General features: G+C 45.2%; 16 protein-coding genes and 1 pseudogene. 11 read left to right on the forward strand and 6 right to left on the reverse strand.

What is annotated here, in order from left to right:
- Positions 1 to 80: 80 nt before the first annotated feature.
- The 3 genes and pseudogenes from HGO26_RS22070 to HGO26_RS22080 form a co-directional block, all read left to right on the forward strand.
- Positions 81 to 746, forward strand: a pseudogene (locus HGO26_RS22070) (TAXI family TRAP transporter solute-binding subunit); the annotation flags it as partial.
- A 108-nt stretch (positions 747 to 854) separates the two neighbouring features.
- Positions 855 to 2,888 carry a TRAP transporter permease gene (locus tag HGO26_RS22075; RefSeq protein WP_168827780.1) on the forward strand — a complete coding sequence of 678 codons (2,034 nt, stop codon included), beginning with the start codon at positions 855 to 857 and terminating at the stop codon, positions 2,886 to 2,888.
- A gap of 45 nt (positions 2,889 to 2,933) precedes the next feature.
- The gene (locus HGO26_RS22080; protein ID WP_105250374.1) at positions 2,934 to 3,338 is read left to right on the forward strand and encodes a DUF1850 domain-containing protein; all 405 of its coding nucleotides are present in this window, start codon (positions 2,934 to 2,936) and stop codon (positions 3,336 to 3,338) included.
- On the opposite strand, the gene HGO26_RS22085 is transcribed toward HGO26_RS22080, so the two are convergent.
- Positions 3,335 to 4,054, reverse strand: a complete 720-nt coding sequence (locus tag HGO26_RS22085) for a FadR/GntR family transcriptional regulator (RefSeq protein ID WP_113939236.1) — start codon at positions 4,052 to 4,054, stop codon at positions 3,335 to 3,337. The two genes, HGO26_RS22080 and HGO26_RS22085, sit on opposite strands and share 4 nt — an antisense overlap.
- A 279-nt stretch (positions 4,055 to 4,333) precedes the next feature.
- Between HGO26_RS22085 and HGO26_RS22090 the strand changes: the two genes are divergently transcribed.
- From HGO26_RS22090 to HGO26_RS22100, 3 genes are all read left to right on the forward strand, one after another.
- Complete coding sequence (locus HGO26_RS22090; RefSeq protein ID WP_168827781.1) at positions 4,334 to 5,572, forward strand: OprD family outer membrane porin; 1,239 nt, start codon at positions 4,334 to 4,336, stop codon at positions 5,570 to 5,572.
- 651 nt (positions 5,573 to 6,223) lie between these two features.
- Positions 6,224 to 7,903: an FAD-dependent oxidoreductase gene (locus HGO26_RS22095; RefSeq protein WP_168827782.1), complete on the forward strand. Its 1,680-nt coding sequence runs from the start codon at positions 6,224 to 6,226 to the stop codon at positions 7,901 to 7,903.
- Positions 7,904 to 7,972: 69 nt separating this feature from the next.
- The gene (locus tag HGO26_RS22100; RefSeq protein ID WP_105250378.1) at positions 7,973 to 8,317 is read left to right on the forward strand and encodes a cytochrome c3 family protein; all 345 of its coding nucleotides are present in this window, start codon (positions 7,973 to 7,975) and stop codon (positions 8,315 to 8,317) included.
- A gap of 124 nt (positions 8,318 to 8,441) precedes the next feature.
- On the opposite strand, the gene HGO26_RS22105 is transcribed toward HGO26_RS22100, so the two are convergent.
- Together HGO26_RS22105 and HGO26_RS22110 are read right to left on the reverse strand one after the other, a co-directional pair.
- The gene (locus HGO26_RS22105; protein WP_113939238.1) at positions 8,442 to 9,419 is read right to left on the reverse strand and encodes a sensor domain-containing diguanylate cyclase; all 978 of its coding nucleotides are present in this window, start codon (positions 9,417 to 9,419) and stop codon (positions 8,442 to 8,444) included.
- Positions 9,420 to 9,561: 142 nt separating this feature from the next.
- Complete coding sequence (locus tag HGO26_RS22110) at positions 9,562 to 9,897, reverse strand: FKBP-type peptidyl-prolyl cis-trans isomerase (protein ID WP_168827783.1); 336 nt, start codon at positions 9,895 to 9,897, stop codon at positions 9,562 to 9,564.
- 234 nt (positions 9,898 to 10,131) lie between these two features.
- On the opposite strand from HGO26_RS22110, the gene trxC reads away from it, so the two are divergent.
- On the forward strand, positions 10,132 to 10,554 hold the full coding sequence (gene trxC, locus HGO26_RS22115) for a thioredoxin TrxC (protein WP_211085999.1): 423 nt from the start codon (positions 10,132 to 10,134) through the stop codon (positions 10,552 to 10,554).
- Between the two features lie 58 nt (positions 10,555 to 10,612).
- Positions 10,613 to 11,047, forward strand: a complete 435-nt coding sequence (locus HGO26_RS22120; protein WP_168827784.1) for a hypothetical protein — start codon at positions 10,613 to 10,615, stop codon at positions 11,045 to 11,047.
- Between the two features lie 164 nt (positions 11,048 to 11,211).
- On the opposite strand, the gene HGO26_RS22125 is transcribed toward HGO26_RS22120, so the two are convergent.
- Entirely contained in the window at positions 11,212 to 12,612 is a 1,401-nt protein-coding gene (locus tag HGO26_RS22125; protein ID WP_168827785.1) for a DASS family sodium-coupled anion symporter, read from the reverse strand.
- A gap of 599 nt (positions 12,613 to 13,211) precedes the next feature.
- Here HGO26_RS22125 and HGO26_RS22130 point away from each other — a divergent pair.
- Both HGO26_RS22130 and HGO26_RS22135 read left to right on the forward strand, forming a co-directional pair.
- Positions 13,212 to 14,378, forward strand: coding sequence for an MFS transporter (locus HGO26_RS22130; RefSeq protein WP_168827786.1), 1,167 nt, complete (start codon positions 13,212 to 13,214; stop codon positions 14,376 to 14,378).
- Between the two features lie 261 nt (positions 14,379 to 14,639).
- Positions 14,640 to 15,341, forward strand: a complete 702-nt coding sequence (locus tag HGO26_RS22135; protein WP_168827787.1) for a pseudouridine synthase — start codon at positions 14,640 to 14,642, stop codon at positions 15,339 to 15,341.
- A gap of 163 nt (positions 15,342 to 15,504) precedes the next feature.
- On the opposite strand, the gene HGO26_RS22140 is transcribed toward HGO26_RS22135, so the two are convergent.
- Positions 15,505 to 17,001, reverse strand: coding sequence for an SO_0444 family Cu/Zn efflux transporter (locus HGO26_RS22140; RefSeq protein ID WP_168827788.1), 1,497 nt, complete (start codon positions 16,999 to 17,001; stop codon positions 15,505 to 15,507).
- A gap of 2 nt (positions 17,002 to 17,003) precedes the next feature.
- Positions 17,004 to 17,504 (reverse strand): Zn(2+)-responsive transcriptional regulator, encoded by a 501-nt coding sequence (gene zntR, locus HGO26_RS22145; RefSeq protein ID WP_168827789.1) that lies wholly within the window; start codon positions 17,502 to 17,504, stop codon positions 17,004 to 17,006.
- 352 nt (positions 17,505 to 17,856) lie between these two features.
- Between zntR and purH the strand changes: the two genes are divergently transcribed.
- Entirely contained in the window at positions 17,857 to 19,455 is a 1,599-nt protein-coding gene (gene purH, locus HGO26_RS22150; protein WP_131524202.1) for a bifunctional phosphoribosylaminoimidazolecarboxamide formyltransferase/IMP cyclohydrolase, read from the forward strand.
- Positions 19,456 to 19,509 lie beyond the last annotated feature (54 nt).

Raw genomic sequence — 19,509 nt, forward strand, 5'->3', positions numbered from 1 at the left:
GGTTAACGCCAAATGAGTCAGAACGTTTATATTGGAATGACTCTAAAACCGTGGCCAATTTTACTTGACCACTACACAGTGATATTGATGCAGGCTTTAAAACGCCGCTGGATAAAATCCGAGTACTTGCCTCGGCTTATCCTAACTACATTCAAATTGTCGCCAATAAAGAGTCTGGTATTAAAACCTTGGCCGATTTAAAAGGAAAACGTATCTCAGTGGGTGCCCCTAAATCAGGGACAGAACTCAATGCCAGATCGATTTTCAAGGCTGCTGGACTAAGTTACGAAGACATGGGGAAAGTCGAGTTTTTACCCTATGCCGAATCCGTTGAGCTAATCAAAAATCGTCAATTAGACGCCACTTTACAATCTTCCGGTCTCGGCATGGCTGCTATCCGTGACTTAGCTGCGACTATGGCAATCAACTTTGTTGAAATTCCAGAAGATGTGATCGCTAAGATTAATAATCCCGCCTATCAACATGGCGTGATCCCAGCATCGACCTATGAAGGCCAAACCACCGACGTTTCTACCGTCGCCATTCAAAATTTACTGGTGACTCAAAGCGGTGTATCGGATGATTTAGCCTATCAGATGACAAAACTCATGTTCGAGCACTTAGACCGACTAGGTAACGCGCACTCCGCCGCGAAGACCATCAGCGTAGATAAAGCGACGAAAAATCTGCCAATACCACTGCACCCAGGTGCAGAACGTTATTACAAAGAAGTTGGTGCACTCTAAGTTTTACTGATATCTGTGCATCCTATTCCAAACTAAGCAATTGAGATGCCGTTAAATAACGGCATCTCGTTTATATCATCTCTGTAGTCTAATGCTGTGAGGCATAATATGAGTGATCCCCAACAAGGTCTCAGCGCAAATACTGGCGATTGGCCCAAGGCTCTATTTTATACAGCCTTAATTTTTTCTATTTTTCAAATCATCACTGCCGCTTTTCATCCCGTCTCGACTCAAGTACTGCGTGCCACCCATGTGGGCTTTTTACTGTTAGTGGTTTTTTTAAGTTATCCCGCTAAAGGAAAATCTCAGCCTTGGCAGCCACTCGCTTGGCTACTCGGTCTAGCTGGCATGGCCACAGCGGCTTATCAGTGGTATTTCGAAGCCGACTTAATTCAACGTTCAGGCGATCTGACCGATGCGGATATAGTGATAGGTATCACTTTGATCGTATTAGTGTTTGAAGCAGCGCGCCGAGTCATGGGCTGGGCGCTACCTATCATCTGTAGCATCTTTTTGATGTATGGCTTATTTGGCCAATATTTACCCGGTGACTTAATGCACCGCGGCTATGGATTCGATCAGATCATCAATCAATTAGCCTTCGGTACCGAAGGGCTATACGGCACACCAACCTATGTGTCGGCGACATATATATTCCTGTTTATTCTCTTCGGCTCCTTTTTAGAACAAGCCGGAATGATCCGTTTATTTACCGACTTTGCCATGGGATTATTTGGCCACAAGCTCGGCGGTCCAGCAAAAGTTGCGGTAGTGTCATCGGCATTGATGGGGACGATTACAGGATCAGGTGTTGCCAACGTGGTCACAACGGGCCAATTTACCATTCCACTCATGAAACGATTCGGTTATCGGCCAGCCTTCGCCGGCGGGGTAGAGGCAACATCGAGTATGGGCAGCCAAATCATGCCGCCGATCATGGGCGCGGTGGCCTTTATCATGGCCGAAACCATTAACGTCCCCTTTATCGAGATAGCCAAAGCGGCATTGATCCCTGCGCTACTTTATTTCTGCTCCGTATTCTGGATGGTGCATTTAGAAGCCAAACGCGCCAATCTCTGTGGCCTGCCTAAAGATCAGTGCCCTAATCCATGGGCGGCAATTAAAGAGCGTTGGTATCTCCTTATCCCCTTGTTTATTTTAGTCTACTTGCTGTTTTCGGGGAGAACGCCGCTGTTCTCAGGCATGGTAGGACTCGCCCTCACATCGATAGTAATTTTAGGCTCAGCCATAGTACTGCGGCTTTCCTCAATGGCGATGCGCATTGCCTTTTGGATTGCCCTTGGCATCCTTTGCGCTGGCTTCTTCCAACTCGGGATCGGGGTCGTATTTGGGGTTATCGCCTTATTAGTCGCCATTTGTTGGTTTATTAAAGGCGGCAGAGATACTCTCACCATCTGCTTGCATGCACTGGTAGAAGGCGCCCGTCATGCCGTGCCTGTGGGTATCGCCTGTGCTTTAGTCGGTGTGATTATCGGCATAGTGTCACTGACAGGAATTGCCTCGACCTTCGCGAGCTATATTCTTGCCGTTGGCCAAGATAACTTGTTCTTATCACTCGTGTTAACTATGGTCACTTGCCTAGTGCTCGGCATGGGGATCCCCACAATTCCTAACTACATTATTACTAGCTCGATTGCAGCTCCCGCATTACTCGACCTCGGTGTGCCACTGATTGTGTCGCATATGTTTGTATTTTATTTCGGCATCATGGCCGATCTCACGCCTCCCGTTGCCTTAGCCTGTTTTGCCGCAGCGCCAATCGCGAAGGAATCTGGTCTTAAGATCAGCCTTTGGGCAATCCGTATCGCCATTGCAGGTTTTGTGATCCCCTTTATGGCGGTTTACGATCCCGCTTTGATGCTTCAAGGTGATAACTGGTTAGCCACAGGGTTTGTCTTGCTAAAAGCGACTGTGGGTATTGGTATTTGGGGCGTCATCTTTACCGGATATCTATTACAAAAACTCTACTGGTGGGAACGCGTTATCGGCTTCCTTGCAGGTGCGAGCTTAATTCTTGCTACGCCGTTGAGTGATGAAATTGGCTTTGGGCTCGCGCTGCTATTTATCGTGCAACACAGCTGGCGAGCACGCAAACTCAAACGTCTCGCAGAGCAAGGATAAGCTCTTGAGATTATTGGTCGTTAATCAGCCATTGAAGGTAAACAGATGCTAGGCCTGTGTTTAGGCCTAGCGGGCACACTGTGGGCCCAAGTGCCCACAGACAACTTCACCTTGGCATGGAACCATAGCATAGAAAAAATTCGCTGGGAGGAAGACTATAACGTCACGCCACAAGGATTAGTGTTGGTCGAAGCAAGAGTGAAAGGTACGGGTGCTGGAATGGAAATCCCAGATGATGCCTATCTTAAAAATGGCAGCTGGCATTATCAGCCCAAGCTGCCCATTTTGCCTGTGTTGCGCTTAGGTCGCACGCCCGAAGCAGGGGATTTTGAACTTTGCTTCACTCAAATCTCAGGAAAAGTGCAATGCCAAGCCATGAGTCATTGGATTGGCGTACCCAACAAACAAACAGCCGCGGTTGAACTTTGGGGTTGCAACTCTTTACCTTAAGCGCGTTTATCCATATATTTACGCTCAATTTCTATTAGGCGCCGATTAAAATCCTCAAGGTGTGCAAACATTTCGGCCTCAGCTTTCGCCCCATCTTTTGCGATAACCGCTTCGACAATGACATCATGCAAACCTAAAGGATGAATTTCATCAGTCGGTGGCTGAAACTTAGTCGTTTGATTACTTAATAAAACCAACAAGGATTTTACGATCGCTTCTAAAAAGCGATTTCCAGACATTTCAGCGAGCAAATAATGTACTTGAGATCGCAATATGACAGTTTCGGGATAAGCCAATGAGTCACTTTCATGACTATTCGCCTCTTGCAAAGCTTTAGCTTGCTCTGGAGTGCAATTTTTAGCAGCCATTCTAGCCACTTGCGGCTCAATCAGCATGCGTGCTTGACACAGTTCAGGAAGGGAAAGTTTCCCCATTAGAAATAAATCTTGGCAAGCATCACTTAAACGTTCAAAGGTTAAGTGCTTAACAAATGCGCCACCTGTTGCACCTTGGCGAATCTCCACTAATCCACCCGCTTCGAGGCTTTTGATCGCCTCTCTCACCACAGTGCGGCTAACTTGAAATAATTCTATTAATTCGCGCTCAGAGGGTAATTTATCGCCAGCCTTATATTCGCCATCTAAAATAGCATTTTTCAGTTGCTGCCCGACTTCACTCGATGCTCTTATCTGCTTAATTGGCTTGAAGATATGCACTTGATTATCCCAAATATGCTTAGTGTCGCCATACTAGCATAAAACCGCATTAACGCAGAAAAAGTACTCTCATCTTTCCTACATTAGTGATTAAAAAACATTCATCTTTGTTGATCCAAGTAACATCTGTGCGAATTTCGTAACTAGTTTCTCATATTCATCCTAACTTCGTTGTCGACATTAGTCATACGTCATACATTTAACCTAAGAATGTTAAACATAATTTCTTTAACTAGCTCAGACAATTCTGATCAGGGCTTACTAATAATAGGGAAGATGATGATGAAAAAATCTTATTTATCTTTGCTTGTGCTATCTACGCTAGCGATTCCAGCTACAGCAGATACCAGCATTGATCAAATGTTTAGCCAAGGTACGTTAAAAGGGGAATTACGCTTATTCGATTTTACCCGTGACTTTGATAATACGACGAACACTAAACACGATACGTCATTTGGCGGACTGTTTTATTACAATACCGCAAAAGTGAATGGCCTCAGTTTTGGGACCAGCTTCGCATCTGCAAATCCCATTTGGACCAATGATTCAGATGATGTCTACGGCCTAGTTGCTCGCGATGCCGCTGGCGACCATGACAACGTCAACCGTTTACAGGAGTATTTTGTCCAAGGTAATTGGTGGGATACTCAATTCAAATTAGGTGCACAAGAACTGCGCACACCAATGATGAATCCCCATGACATTCGTGCAATCCCACGCACTTTTCGCGGCTTTTCAGCAGAAAATAAGAGTGTTGACAATCTAACGTTATCAGCACTCTATATTACAGATTCCATGGGGTGGTCTGATAATAACTTCGTATCCGTAAAAGAGGCGGTACAAAGCGAATTAGCAAGAGCGGGTATTGTGGCAGATGTTGCCGATAACCCAGTTTATGCCCTAGGTGCTAAATATCAATTGCCCTTTAAGACAGTCCAAACTGAAGCCCATCTTTGGCACTACAGCATGGAAGATGTTTTCAATCAAACCTATGCCAAAGTGAAATTAGCCGCTGATGTTGGTCCAACGAATTTGTACTTAACACCTTCCTATTTAACTCAACAGGCAATAGGTGATGAAACCGGCGGCCCACTCGATACCTATCAATATGGCTTCCATCTAGGCGCCAAATTGGCGGGGGCAGAGCTCACTTATATGTACGCCAAAACCGGGGATGACACAGTGCTGACCCCATGGGGCGATGAAAAAGTGGTCATTCAACAGGTATATCAATCTGCACGGGCGAATGAAGAGGTCAACGCGTTAAAGCTGGCCTATGACTTTGAAAAATTAGGGGCGAGTGGATTAGAAGCCTATGCCTTTTATGGGCAGTACGATGTGCCAGAGGGGACTGCGTCAGATTTTAATGAAACAAACTTTTCAATCGCCTATAAATTTTCAGGCATGTTATCGGGCCTAGGTCTTAAGGCGCGTTATGCCATGGTCGATTTTGATCAAGCTGAAGATCTTGACGATCTGCGTTTATATGTCACTTATAAATTTGCCTTAGGTAAATAGTCACAAATACAACTCCCCTGCACCAAACTTAATGCGGGTGTATCGCGCCTTGTTGGATACACCCGGTTTTTACACTGCAAAATTCTCAATCCATTTAAATGTTGCGGTGAATGCGTTGACTTAATTATTGAGATCAAAAATGGAAAAAATAATTTCTTAATTATTCCAGCCATGGCTATTTCATGTGTCTTATTTAGCGGATGCGTAAATAACGATGACTCTAACACCTCGTTACCACAATTAACTCCCGTAAACCTAGAACACTAAATATATGTAGTGAAATAGCTTAACAACACATATTTTATTTTGATCACTGTATTTAAGAAATACATCTTCCTCAAAAAATTCACTGCATTATTTAATAAAGAAAGTCCTACATTAGCTTGTTTCAAAAAGAATAATCATATTAACAGCTCAAAACTCCAGCATTTTGTGAAGCACTGCAAAGATGTAATTAATACCTCTTTGGGTTTATTGTCATATGTCATACATTTAAACGTATGTTGTTAATGAATGAGAATTTAATCACTTTCACACAACTGCACTTCTAGTTTTTAAAGCAAACAAATCACATGCGGTTATGGCCAGATCCATTGTCGTTGCTAACGATGTCATATCGACCTTAGCAATGAGGACCCAAGGAGTATCAAAATGAGTAAAGAGCATTCACAGAAACCGAAAGAAATCGATCAATACACTGCTAGCGTCCTGCAAAATGGTATATCTCGAAGAAGTTTCCTAACTCGAGCTGCAGTGGGAAGTGGTGGCTTAGCCTTTGCAAGTCTTGGTATTGCTTCAGCGAGTGCAGCACCACTTCAAGTTGGCACTGAATATGGCGAAATTGGCGGCGCAACGCTCAATTTTCTACCTAAGCCAAAACCTATTGCTGATAAAGATATTGCAACAACCCAAACCTTTGATGTTGTTGTCGTCGGTGCAGGAGCTTCTGGTGTGCCTGCGGCACTATCAGCCAGAGAAAGTGGTGCAACCGTTGCGTGTTTACAAAAGCAAGCCATCCCTGTCTCTCAAGGAAACACAGGTTCAGGAATTGACCTGAAAAACAGTGATAAATCAGCAATTGAAGCTTTAGTTAGCCGTTTAATGGCGGATAACGCGCACCGTTCACATCCCGGTCTTCTTAAGCAATGGGCTTACAATTCAGGTGAAGCTGTCACTTGGGTTATCGATAGAGTTAAACAAGGTGGCGGCCAGATTGTTGACCAAGGAACTAAAGTGCAGCACGGTATTCGCGGAATTGCTGATACTGATGACCGTTTAAATTTTATCACTTCTTTCTGCGGCCCTAAACCCTACACCACGGGTGATGCTATGCGCGCATTAGCTAAAACAGCGGAAAAAGCAGGCGTTAAGTTTTTCTTTAATACTCCTGCACAACAATTAATCCAGGATGAGTCAGGAAAAGTCATCGGCGTTATTGCTCAAACTCGTGATGGTAAGTACCACAAATACATGGCGAAGAAAGGTGTCATTCTGTCCTCTGGTGACTATCAAAATAACAAAGCCATGTGTGACTTCTTCATCCCCGAACTGAAAAACTTCGAACGTAAACAAATGGATCGTACCGGTGACGGTTTTGCTATGGCCTATTGGGCTGGCGGCGTTATTGAACCTGTTGGACATACCAAAATGTTGCACGACTTCGATGCCGGCCCGGCTTCCATGTGTGACATGCCATTCTTAGCGGTAAACCGTAAAGGTGAGCGCTTTGTGAATGAGAAGGTTGAGATGTCTCTAATGAATAACTACTTGAAAGATGAGCAGAATGCGGGGCATTACTCACAAGTATTTGATTCTGACTATATGACGCAAGCGAAGGATTGGCCTGGCCACCTCTATTCTCCTGAAGAGCTTAAAGTTTACATGCCTGAAGTTCCTGGTGAGAAAACAGGAGTATTTCCCTCTTTGATCAACACCCATTCAGCTAACACATTAGAAGAATTGGCTGTGAAGTTAGAGTGCGATCCAAAAACCTTTGTTGCCAGCGTTAGCCGTTATAACGAGCTGTGCAAAAAAGGTAAAGATGAGGACTTCGGTAAACCTAAAAGCAAAATGGTACCAGTACTCAAACCACCGTTTTACGGTATTCACCGTCGTATGCGTATTTCTACTTTATGTTCAGGAATTCTCGTTAACGACAACCACCAAGTACTTGATGCCGATGGTAAGGAAATTCCAGGTTTATTCATTGTTGGTAACCTAGGCGCAGGTTTCTATGGTGGCGTTGACTACCCATTAACGGTATTTGGCTTGTCTTTAGGTCGCTGCTACACCTTCGGCTATTTAGCTGGCAAATATGTAGCAAAACTATAGAACACATAGTCATCAATAATGGATGCCTCACATTTTGGCATCCTGTGAAATGAATAATGGGATCAAACAATGAAAAACTTAACAATTATATTGGCTATTATTTTGGGTATTTTCGCTGGCAGCGCGTTCGCTAAAGAGAGTACTTTACTCGATCAAACTCATATGGCGAAAGGGCTTAAATGTGCAAGCTGCCATGGTGCAGAAGAACGACAAGCCGTCCCTATGCTCAAGTGTGTACAATGCCACAACACTAAGAAATTAGCGGAAAAAACGGCGGATGTAAAACCAACCAATCCCCATAAAAATCGCCACTTCGACACCGAAACTGATTGCAGTAAGTGCCACCATGTACACAAAAAATCTGAAAACTATTGTGTCAGTTGCCATCAACCATTTAATTTTGTAACTCCATAAGCTGATGACACTAAGCTTAAAAAGCTAAAAACAAAAAACCACCATTAAAGGTGGTTTTTTGTTCGAATAAGGCACTGTAATCAAATATAAATTAAGTATTACTAAGATCTGCAGGCTTGGATCATTATTCCGACGACTGATAAAAACAATATCCATGCTTTCCTTGGTGTTTCACGCGATACATGGCGGCATCCGCGCGATCACAACTCTCGGCAAAACTATCACCATAGCCAAATATATCAATACCGATACTCAGGCCTACCTCCACTTCACAACCTTCTAGCAGGAATTTATCTCGATAAACATCGAGCAATGATTGTGCGAGCGCCCCTAAAGATTCACGATCAAATGACGGCAGTAATATCACAAACTCGTCGCCACCTAACCGTGCGATCTGCGCGAATTCACCGGCGTGAGATACCAAAGTATGCGCAACGTGCATCAACAGGCTGTCACCAAACTTGTGTCCGTGACGGTCATTTAACGCTTTAAAACCATCAAGGTCGATAAAAAATAACGCTCCGCGAATACCTGGTTGCGAAGATTCATCGAATACTTTGGCAATAGCTTGGCGATTCATTAAGTTGGTGAGTGGATCACTGTGGGCTAAGCGGGCTAAATCTATTTCGTAGCGCTTTTCTTGCGTAATATCGATATGGCTGCCCATCATTCGCAGTGGTGTTCCATCAGCTAAGCGCTCGACAATACGCCCACGATCGGACACCCAGGTTATGCTGCCATCTTTGTGTAGCATTCTGTGAACTGCTTGATAGTAATCGGCTTGACCATTCACATGATCTTCAAAGGCTTTTATCACCCATTCTTTATCTTCGGGGTGTAATTTACTTTTCCAGATATCAACATGGGCAGCAAACTCTTCAGGACTAAACCCGAGCATTTCGCCCCAGCGCATGTTAAATATGGTTAAATTTCCGCTTGGAATATGCTGTTCCCATAGACATAAACCATTACCATCGAGGGCCGCAAAGAGTTTTTCTTCGGCACGATAATTCAACGCTGCTAAATGAGCGTTTTCACTTTTTAGCTGAGCGATCTCAGCCTGAAGTTGCGCAATTAACTCTGCTGCAGTATCCGAAGCCACGACAAATCTCTTTCCTTTAAGTGGGAAAATTGAGTCTAGTGTAAATCACCCTATGCCGAAGCAACATAGTGAAGAGTGCAAGATGAGCCAGAATCATATTGGCTCAATCGAGCTTACACAGACTCTCGCAGTCCTGTCACGCTTAGTCGCGAGTCAGCACTTCGAGCAATTCGATCTCAAAGGTGAGATCAGAATTTGGTTTGATATGTGCCCCCACTTGACGCTCGCCATAGGCTAAATGAGCAGGGACTAACAACTTACGTTTGCCACCGACTTTCATCCCCATAATACCTTGATCCCAGCCTTTAATCACACGGCCAGTGCCAATCACACATTGAAACGCCTGACCACGATCATAGGATGAATCGAATTGGGTACCATCCTGCAAAAATCCACGATATTGGGTGGTGATCAGCGCACCTTTTATCGCTTCTTTTCCTTCGCCCACTTGCAGATCGATTACTTCTAATTCAGTCATATCTTCATTCTCTTTTCTTGTTCGCACTTAGGGCGTGATATTCAACTTTGCGCAGGATTTTATCACCGAAGAGCGGGCTTGTCGGCGCAATCTAAACATTTCTGCGGCTCGGTTCACTGCTTTATCCTTGAGAATAAGGTCATCATGGGCGATAACATCATCACTCGCCCTTTAAATAACCGTCCGTTAGCCCAATATATAAGTCGTATAAACGTTTTATTTTGGAGCTTTGCCATGATTATTGCCTGCCCCCATTGCGATACGTTAAACCGCGTTCCCGATGAGCGCGTAAACCAGCAACCTACTTGCGGTAAATGTAAGCTCAGTGTCTTTACGGCTGCGCCGATTGAACTCACTAGCGCAAACTTTGCCAACCATGCTAATAAATCAGAGCTTCCCCTAGTCGTTGACTTTTGGGCCAGCTGGTGTGGGCCCTGTAAAAGTTTTGCGCCCATCTTTTCTGCAGCAGCTAAGACTTGGGAGCCTCAATTTCGCTTCGGTAAAATCAATACTGAAGAACAGCAAGCCCTCGCGGCTCAATTTAATATTCGATCTATTCCAACCTTAATGATTTTTAAACAAGGCCACATACTCGCCCAGCAAGCCGGAGCTTTGCCCTCCTCAGCGTTAAACCAATGGTTAAATGCCTATAAATAAGAGGATTGAGCTAAGATACAACCGCTCAGCCGAGCTAATTTTGTAAAGGTAACGAAAATTGAAAAAAGCAATGTTCTTACTGGGCGCAGTACTCTTGCTAGTGGTGACGGGATGGGGTTTACAACAACATCTCACAATTGATACTTGTCTCGACAAGGGAGGGACTTGGAACGATAACACTCAGCAATGCATTCGCCCATTCGAGCAAGGGATCGCCTTTACTCGCAGTGATCATAATTCTGCCGAGCCGCAGACAGCTTATGTTTATCTTTCAGAGAATTTACAGCAAGCAGAAGTGTTTTTTGCCATGACAGATAAGCCTATTATTTTACAAGCCGTTACTGTCACTGAAGGCGATACCACTCCCGTATTATATAAAAATGATATTGAACAGATTGATATCATCAACGTAAAAGAAATCTTTTATCTACGTTATCAACATCAAGCAATTTATAGCGCAAATACTTTTAGTCGCAACTTAACCTCAAATTAAGTGCAAAACATAAGCATAGAGTAAGCTTCGAAACACTAAGCCCAAAAACTCGGTACAACGACTCTGCTACAAACAAAATGCGTATCCGCCCTATGCTCTTCATAAGGCGAATACTATTATAGCGGCAACGTTAAAACACAAAGTTTCCATGAACTATATCAGTGTTAAATATCCCAGAAGGTATGGGCGATAATACCCAAGACTATCATACTGATAAAGTTGATGATCATACCCACTCGCACCATTTCCGATTGCTTGATATGGCCAGAACCATAAACGATAGCATTGGGCGGTGTCGCCACCGGCAGCATAAAGGCGCAAGAAGCTGCAATACCAATCAGCACAGATAACATTACAGGCGATATGCCTAATGCCTCAGCAATCGCAGCAAATACAGGCACTAATAGTGCAGCGCTGGCGGTGTTACTGGCAAATTCAGTCAACATCACCACAAAAGCAATCACAGCAAAAACGAACAACGACATGTGAGTGCTACCGAAAATATCTGTCATCCAGTGAGCTAAAAATACGCTGGTGCCAGTCGTTTTTAGTACTGCGCTCAGTGTTAAACCACCACCAAACAATATGAGTACGCCCCAATCTGTGGTCGATTCAATTTTCTTCCAGCCGACCAAACCTAAGCCCGAGAGTAAAACGACGGCCCCTAAGGCGACTATGGTATCAAACTGAGTGATGCCACCTAATGCCTTGGCTAACGGCACACTGAAAATCCAGCAACATACGGTAGTCAGGAAGATAAGCAGAGTAAATTTCCCCTGAAATGTCAGCTTCTGAGCTTCAACATTCACATCGAATTTGGCAGAAAGATCAGGCTTAAAATACCAATACAAGGCAATCAACATCATAGGTAGCATGAGGATAACGGTTGGAATACCAAACTTCAGCCAATCACTAAAACTTAAGCCCACTTGAGCCGCAGCAATCGCATTCGGTGGGCTACCCACTAAAGTACCGATACCGCCTATGTTGGCCGAATAGGCAATACCAAGCAGAAGGAATACATAGGTGCTGTGGTATTTTTCGCGGTCGAGCTGCTGCAAAATCCCGAGTGCCAATGGCAACATCATCGCCGTGGTCGCGGTATTGCTGATCCACATAGATAGCAGCGCAGTTACTCCAAACAGCATCAAACAAGCGATACTGAGTTTGCCCTTAGAGGCTAGCAGCAGCTTTTGCGCTATGAGGGTATCAATCTTTTGATGGTGCAAGGCCGCAGCCAATACGAAACCACCAAAGAATAAGTAAATGATGGGATTGGCAAAGTTACTCATCGCCTCCTTGGTTTCAAACACCCCAAAGAATACGGCGAGTATAGGAACGAGAATCGCAGTGATACTGATGTGAATCGCTTCGGTCAGCCAAAGAATCGCTGCAAAGAACAAAATGGCCAGCCCAGTATTCACCCCTTGTTCGAAAGGTAAACCGTAATAAAGTGCAAATAACAGCACAATATCAGCCACTAGGATCAGCATTTTTTTCTTATCGAGCCCCTCGCTGACGGGAGCTTTATTAGGTGGAGCAGTACTTGAATCTGTTAAAGACATGGTTACAACCTTAATACCATTTTATTTTGACGCAAATTTAGGGCATAGATCACACTTGGCAAAGCGGTTTATTTTGTAATTTTATCACTTGGCAACAACATTTATTGCTGGGCTAGCACGCACAAACGGCCGATTAGCGACAATAATCACCAAATTCTGATCGACACCTTTGTTTTAAAATTTCAAACGGACAAAGATCGAACAAAACCTTGCCCACGTTGTAATTTAATTAATGTTTAAAACTGAGATATAGATCACGCCACACTTTCTACCAAGGTGATAATCAACTAATTAATCATACCTTCTGATCATTGGTAGGATTAGGTATTATTCTCCAAAATTGAATGTGTGTAGCGCTAAATCGAATCTAGGTATCGTTGAATGTGCACTAAAACTGCGACGCAGTGAACAGCAAGCGACCAACACAAACGTATTGCAACAAGGCAACATAGAAAACCCAATATCTACATGAATAGTAAACACAAATATTATTCACCACCACAGTCAATCTAACTCACTTTACCCTGTCAGCGATCCAGCCTAAAGTCGCGACCGCAACCCCGCCTAGCGTATAATATTTGTCTGTTTTCGGAACCGCCGTGGAAAAAATTGCCTTAACTCAGTCGGCTCAAAAGCCCAGCCTTTTCGTCCCAGTAGCAGGGTTAAGTTTGTTTGCTTTGGCATCAGGCTACTTAATGAGCTTAATCCCACTGTCGCTCACTTTTTTCGAACTCAGCACCTCACTTGCTCCATTACTGGCCAGTATTTTTTATTTAGGTTTATTACTGGGGGCGCCTTGTATTGCTCCTGTTGTTGCCCGTATCGGCCACAGTAAAGCCTTTATCCTTTTTTTGAATATCCTTCTTTGCAGCGTTGTCGCTATGATATTAATCCCCAAAAGTGGAGTCTGGTTAGCCTCTCGACTTATAGCGGGATTTGCGGTTGCAGGAATTTTTGTGGTGGTTGAATCATGGCTATTAATGGCCGATACCCAAAAGCAACGCGCTAAGCGGCTTGGACTTTATATGACAGCGCTTTATGGAGGCACTGCCTTAGGACAATTAGCCATTGATTATTTAGGTACAAAGGGCAACCTACCTTACCTAGTGATCATGGGATTATTAGCCGCGGCAAGTTTACCCGCACTACTGGTAAAACGTGGTCAACCTCAGGTAAGCGAACAACAATCAATGTCATTGTCTGCGCTAAAAAACCTAAGTCAGCCTGCCATTATGGGATGTTTAGTCTCTGGATTATTGCTTGGCCCTATCTATGGTTTACTTCCCATCTATGTGGCACTGGATATGGGGCTTGATCAGCAAACAGGACAATTTATGGCCCTCATCATTGTAGGTGGCATGCTGGTACAACCTTTAGTCAGTTATTTATCTCCTCGAGTTAATAAAAGTGGCTTGATAGTAAGCTTTTGCCTACTGGGTGTCGCAGCATTATTGCTACTCACTCAGCATTCAAATATGACGCTGATTATTGGATTTCTCTTGCTTGGCGCCAGCGCTTTTGCCCTTTACCCGATTGCAATCAGCTTAGCTTGTGACGACTTGCCTGCTAGCCAAATTGTTTCAGCGACTCAAATGATGCTGCTGAGCTATTCGGTGGGGTCAGTGATAGGCCCATTAGTGGCCAGCAGTTTTGGCCAAACGGAGTTCGGCTTACTCATGTATTTAGGAATATGCTGTATTCTGAGCAGTATTTACATTTTTGCTCAATTACTTATTAATACTAAGCCAAGTTTTTCCTCGCCTTAACAAGTCCCATAAAATACATTGCACTGCGACTCAATAAGCAGCCACTTAGTAAACGACATGCTCATCGAGTGGCTCAAATAGAAAACATCTGCGGTCAAATCAACACAAAACGAACAGCAAGATGATCCACAAAGGGCATAACGTTAAAAATCAGTACGCTTAGTTTTAACATTCAGACAGGGCAGTTGCTTATCCTCCCTAAGTCGCGATAATGCAGCTTACTTAAACACCTGTGCTGACTGTTTTTCCTGAGATTTCACTATGCGCCTCGATAAATTCCTCTGTAAAAGCACAGATCTTGATCGCAAAGCCGCAAGAGTCACCATTCTTAACGGCTCAATCACAGTCAATGGCGCTATCGCGACAAACTGCGCGATGCAAGTACATGAAAATAATACTGTCAGCCTTAATGGAAAGCCGCTAGCGCCACGCCCATCTCGCTATATCATGTTGCACAAACCTGCTAATACCTTGTGCTCAAATGTGGATGGAGCCTACCCTTCGCTATTTCATCTGCTCGATATCGAACGTGCATTTGACCTGCACATCGTTGGCCGCCTAGATGCTGATACCACAGGCTTAGTGCTACTGACTGACGATGGCCGCTGGTCGTTTAATATTATCTCGCCTCAATATCAGTGTGAAAAAGTCTATCGTGTCCAACTGCGAGATCCACTCGACAGCGAAGCGACTGCAGCCATAGCCGCAAAGTTTGCCGCTGGGCTAAATCTACAGGGCGAAACCGCCCTCACTCTGCCAGCAACACTGCAGCAAGTGGATGAAAAAACCGTGCTACTTACGCTCACCGAAGGCAAGTTTCATCAAGTCAAAAGGATGTTTGCCGCCGTGGGCAATAAAGTGGTTGCCCTACACAGGGCGCAAATTGGCGCAGTGGCCTTAGATATCGAGGTTGGGAAATGGCGCAACTTAACCTTGGCGGAGATAAGCTCCTTCACATCCTAATTGATTCACAAGGCTGAAGCAGACAGGCCGCCTCCGTTTATCGACGGTAAAAAAGCAAACAAATACTGATAGGTTTGCAAATCAATCCCATAAAAAATCCCAGTGTTAGCAACAACACTGGGATGTTTATTTGTTTGATACTGCTTAGCGGAATATGAATCGACTAAGAACAGCAATCGTTGCGGCGAACCCAGCTTCTTGGGATCTTCTCAAAAACCACTTTTGCCATGAGTAACGCCAACAATATGCCAGAGGTTGCCACTAACCATTGAGGTAACATTTGGTGCTCTTCACCAATTTGTGGCATCACCACAAAACCAAAGGTATTAACCAGATAATTGACCAACATACCGGCCACTAAGGCCACGCCAATCACACCGCCAAGGTAGCCCCACAGCGCACGTTTACCTAGCTCTTTAGCCACTATGCCTAAAGTCGCGATATTGGTTGCCGGACCTGCCATCATAAACACGAGTACAGCACCCGGTGACACTCCCGCCAGTAATAATCCAGCGGCAATCGGTGTCGATGCGGTCGCGCAAATATACATAGGCACAGAAACGAGCACCATCACTAGCATAGCCAGAATGCCATCGCCCCATTTAGCCAAAAAGTCAGCCGGCACATAGGTTTGTACCAGAGCTGCGAAAAATAAGCCCACCAGCAGCCACAGCGTAGTATCACGCACTAAATCCGTTGCCGCATATTTAAGGCCAATTCCGATACGACTGAGTACCGATTGCGACTTAAATTCAGTCGCCATATCTTGAGTAGAGGCACAGCAGCTATCGCCTGCAGTGTTAGTACTCACCTGCTCTGCATCCTTAGCACTGCTGCCGCAGCAGGCGCCTTTTTTCACCACCACTATTTTTTCAGGCTCTGTGGTTTGACTGCCACAACATGACCCCACGCTTTCTGCTTTAGCAGCGTTAACCTTAACCACAGAACCCATAGTTTGAGCAGATCCCATGGTTTGACCGCCAACAGCCATAACACTTGAAGGACCCGCCATTAAGCTCTGCGCCGCCATAGGCGTCATTTTGATCTTCGGCTTTGGCTCGGCTGCAGGCGCATCAACATTGTCATTACCACAGCAGGAAGACTTTACGGGCGTTATCGCAGGCGTAGTCGATGAGCAGCAGCTTTTAACCGCTTCGGCTTTTACCATCTCTGGCTGAGCCACTGATTTTGAGGCGCAGCAAGACGCCTCACCCTCTAATGGCTTATCTGATTGAGTTTCTACCTTAACCACTGACTTGCCATCGTCATCATCACGGCCAACGAGTAAGCCCGCCACAATCGCACTGGTAATCGCTGCTATCGGTCTGACGATCGCCATAAAGGGGCCGAGTAACACATAAGAAACCGCGATGGAATCGACGCCCGTTTCAGGGGTTGAGACTAAAAAGGAGGTGGTGGCCGCTTTAGAAGCACCCGAGCGACGCAGCCCTACGGCGGCGGGGATCACTCCGCAGGAACACAAAGGTAAAGGTGCGCCAAGCAGCGCCGCTTTCACTACGGTTTTAAAACCGTGACCACCGAGCTGCTTTTGCATCCACGCCATTGGCACGAATACTTTTAATAGCCCAGCTAAAATCAGGCCCAGTAACAACCAAGGCGCCGAGTCTAAAAACAGATCAATAAAATTCTTCAGTAACATAATTAATTCCCTGACTCTTCATAAATGGCTTTGCCGTGATGATTCTGGTGCGTTTGGTACTGATTTACATTATGAGAATGATGCTCAACGCGTACCCGCTCAGTGCTGGACTCCAACGCCTCTAAAATAGAGCAATGTTCGGCGCTACGTGGCCCACCACAACAGGCATCAGACAAGCTTTGTAAACTCGCTTGAAAATGATTCAGCTCAGCAATTTTTGCCTGTACTTGAGCCAATTTACAATCAACCATGCCTTTTACATCGGCACAGACTCGGTTAGATTTATCGAGTTCAATTGACAGCAATTCACTGATTTCATTGAGGGTAAAACCCACAGCTTTCGCCCGTAAAATAAAGCGTAATCGCGCAGCATCGGCCTCGGTATATACTCGATAGCCAGACTCAGTACGGCTCGACGGCGCGAGTAGGCCGTGCTTCTCGTAGAATCTTAACGTGTCGGCTTTCACCTCACATAAATCCGCCAATTCACCAATACGATACATGTCTTCATCCTTTGCGAAATAGCCCACAACTCAGGGATCATTTCCAGCATACAACTCAATAATGCAAGTATAAACCTTGGAGCCTACTCCAAGGTCAAGAGGTAATTTTAACTTTACTGAAAGCCAAGACGGCAATGCCGCTTTGTTCTGATATGAATATTGTGAAATCACGCAGAAAAAACACCCGTAAATCGAGTTTTACGCTAGAATACGCGCGCTGTGACGAAGGGATAAAAAGTTAACTAATAAAGTAAAAATAGGACCAAGGGACTTTTGGAAAGCAGTACAGCGTTAAGGCTGTTCTGTTTTCCGAAAGATCCTTGAAACTAAAATAACTGGACCCTGTACCCAAATGACTGCTGCAAATAATGCCAGACCCATTCGTCGCGCGCTGTTAAGCGTTTCAGATAAAACCGGAATTCTCGAGTTCGCCAAAGCACTTCACGCCCAAGGTGTAGAATTGTTATCAACTGGCGGCACCGCTCGCTTGTTAGCGGATAACGGCGTGCCTGTTATCGAAGTATCTGATTACACAGGACACCCTGAGATCATGGACGGTCGCGTTAAGACGCTGCACCCTAAAGTGCACGGCGGCATTTTGGCGCGCCGCGGTCTTGATGAAAGCGTGATGGCCGATAACAATATCAATGCCATCGATCTAGTTGCGGTTAACCTTTATCCCTTCGCTGAAACTGTGGCTAAAGCCGGTTGTACCTTAGAAGACGCTATCGAAAATATCGATATTGGCGGCCCAACTATGGTGCGCGCGGCGGCAAAAAACCACAAAGACGTTACCATAGTCGTTAATGCGGCCGATTACGATCGCGTACTTGCAGAAATGACGGCTAACAATGGCAGCACGACCCATGCGACGCGTTTCGACTTAGCGATTGCGGCCTTTGAGCACACTGCGGGTTACGATGGCATGATCGCCAACTACTTCGGTACTATGGTTCCTGCACACAGCACGGACGAATGCTTTGCTGATTCTAAGTTCCCACGCACGTTCAACACCCAATTAGTGAAGAAACAAGACTTACGCTATGGCGAAAACAGCCATCAAGCGGCGGCTTTCTATGTTGACACTAAAATTGATGAAGCTTCTGTGGCTACCGCGATTCAGTTGCAAGGCAAAGCCTTGTCTTACAACAACATTGCCGATACCGATGCCGCCCTTGAGTGCGTAAAAGAATTCTTGGAACCCGCCTGTGTTATCGTTAAACACGCTAACCCCTGTGGTGTGGCATTAGGTAAAGACTTACTCGATGCCTATAACCGCGCTTATCAAACTGACCCAACCTCAGCCTTCGGTGGCATTATCGCCTTCAACGGCGAATTAGATGCGGCGACGGCGAGTGCGATCGTTGAGCGTCAATTCGTTGAAGTGATTATCGCCCCAAGCGTTAGCCAAGCGGCGCGCGATGTGGTTGCCAAGAAGACCAACGTGCGTTTATTGGAATGTGGTCAGTGGAACACTAAGACCCAAACCTTAGACTACAAACGTGTTAACGGCGGCTTGTTAGTGCAAGATCGTGACCAAGGCATGGTCGGTTTAGAAGACATCAAAGTGGTTTCTAAACGTCAACCGACTGCAAGCGAACTGAAAGACTTAATGTTCTGCTGGAAAGTGGCGAAATTCGTTAAATCTAACGCTATCGTTTATGCCAAAGACGGCATGACTATCGGTGTCGGCGCTGGCCAAATGAGCCGCGTTTACAGCGCTAAAATCGCCGGCATCAAGGCCGCAGATGAAGGCTTAGAAGTGGTGAACTCTGTAATGGCATCCGATGCTTTCTTCCCCTTCCGTGACGGTATCGATGCCGCAGCGGCTGCGGGCATTAGCTGCATCATCCAACCGGGTGGCTCAATGCGCGATGCTGAAATCATCGCAGCAGCAGACGAGCACGGCATGGCCATGGTGATGACAGGCATGCGCCACTTCCGTCATTGATAACAACTTAAATCAAACTTGGCCCTAGCGATTAGGGCCTTTTCCTTTGCGATG

Origin of the sequence: Shewanella oncorhynchi, assembly GCF_012584455.1 — a bacterium.
Taxonomy (GTDB): Bacteria; Pseudomonadota; Gammaproteobacteria; order Enterobacterales; family Shewanellaceae; genus Shewanella; species Shewanella oncorhynchi.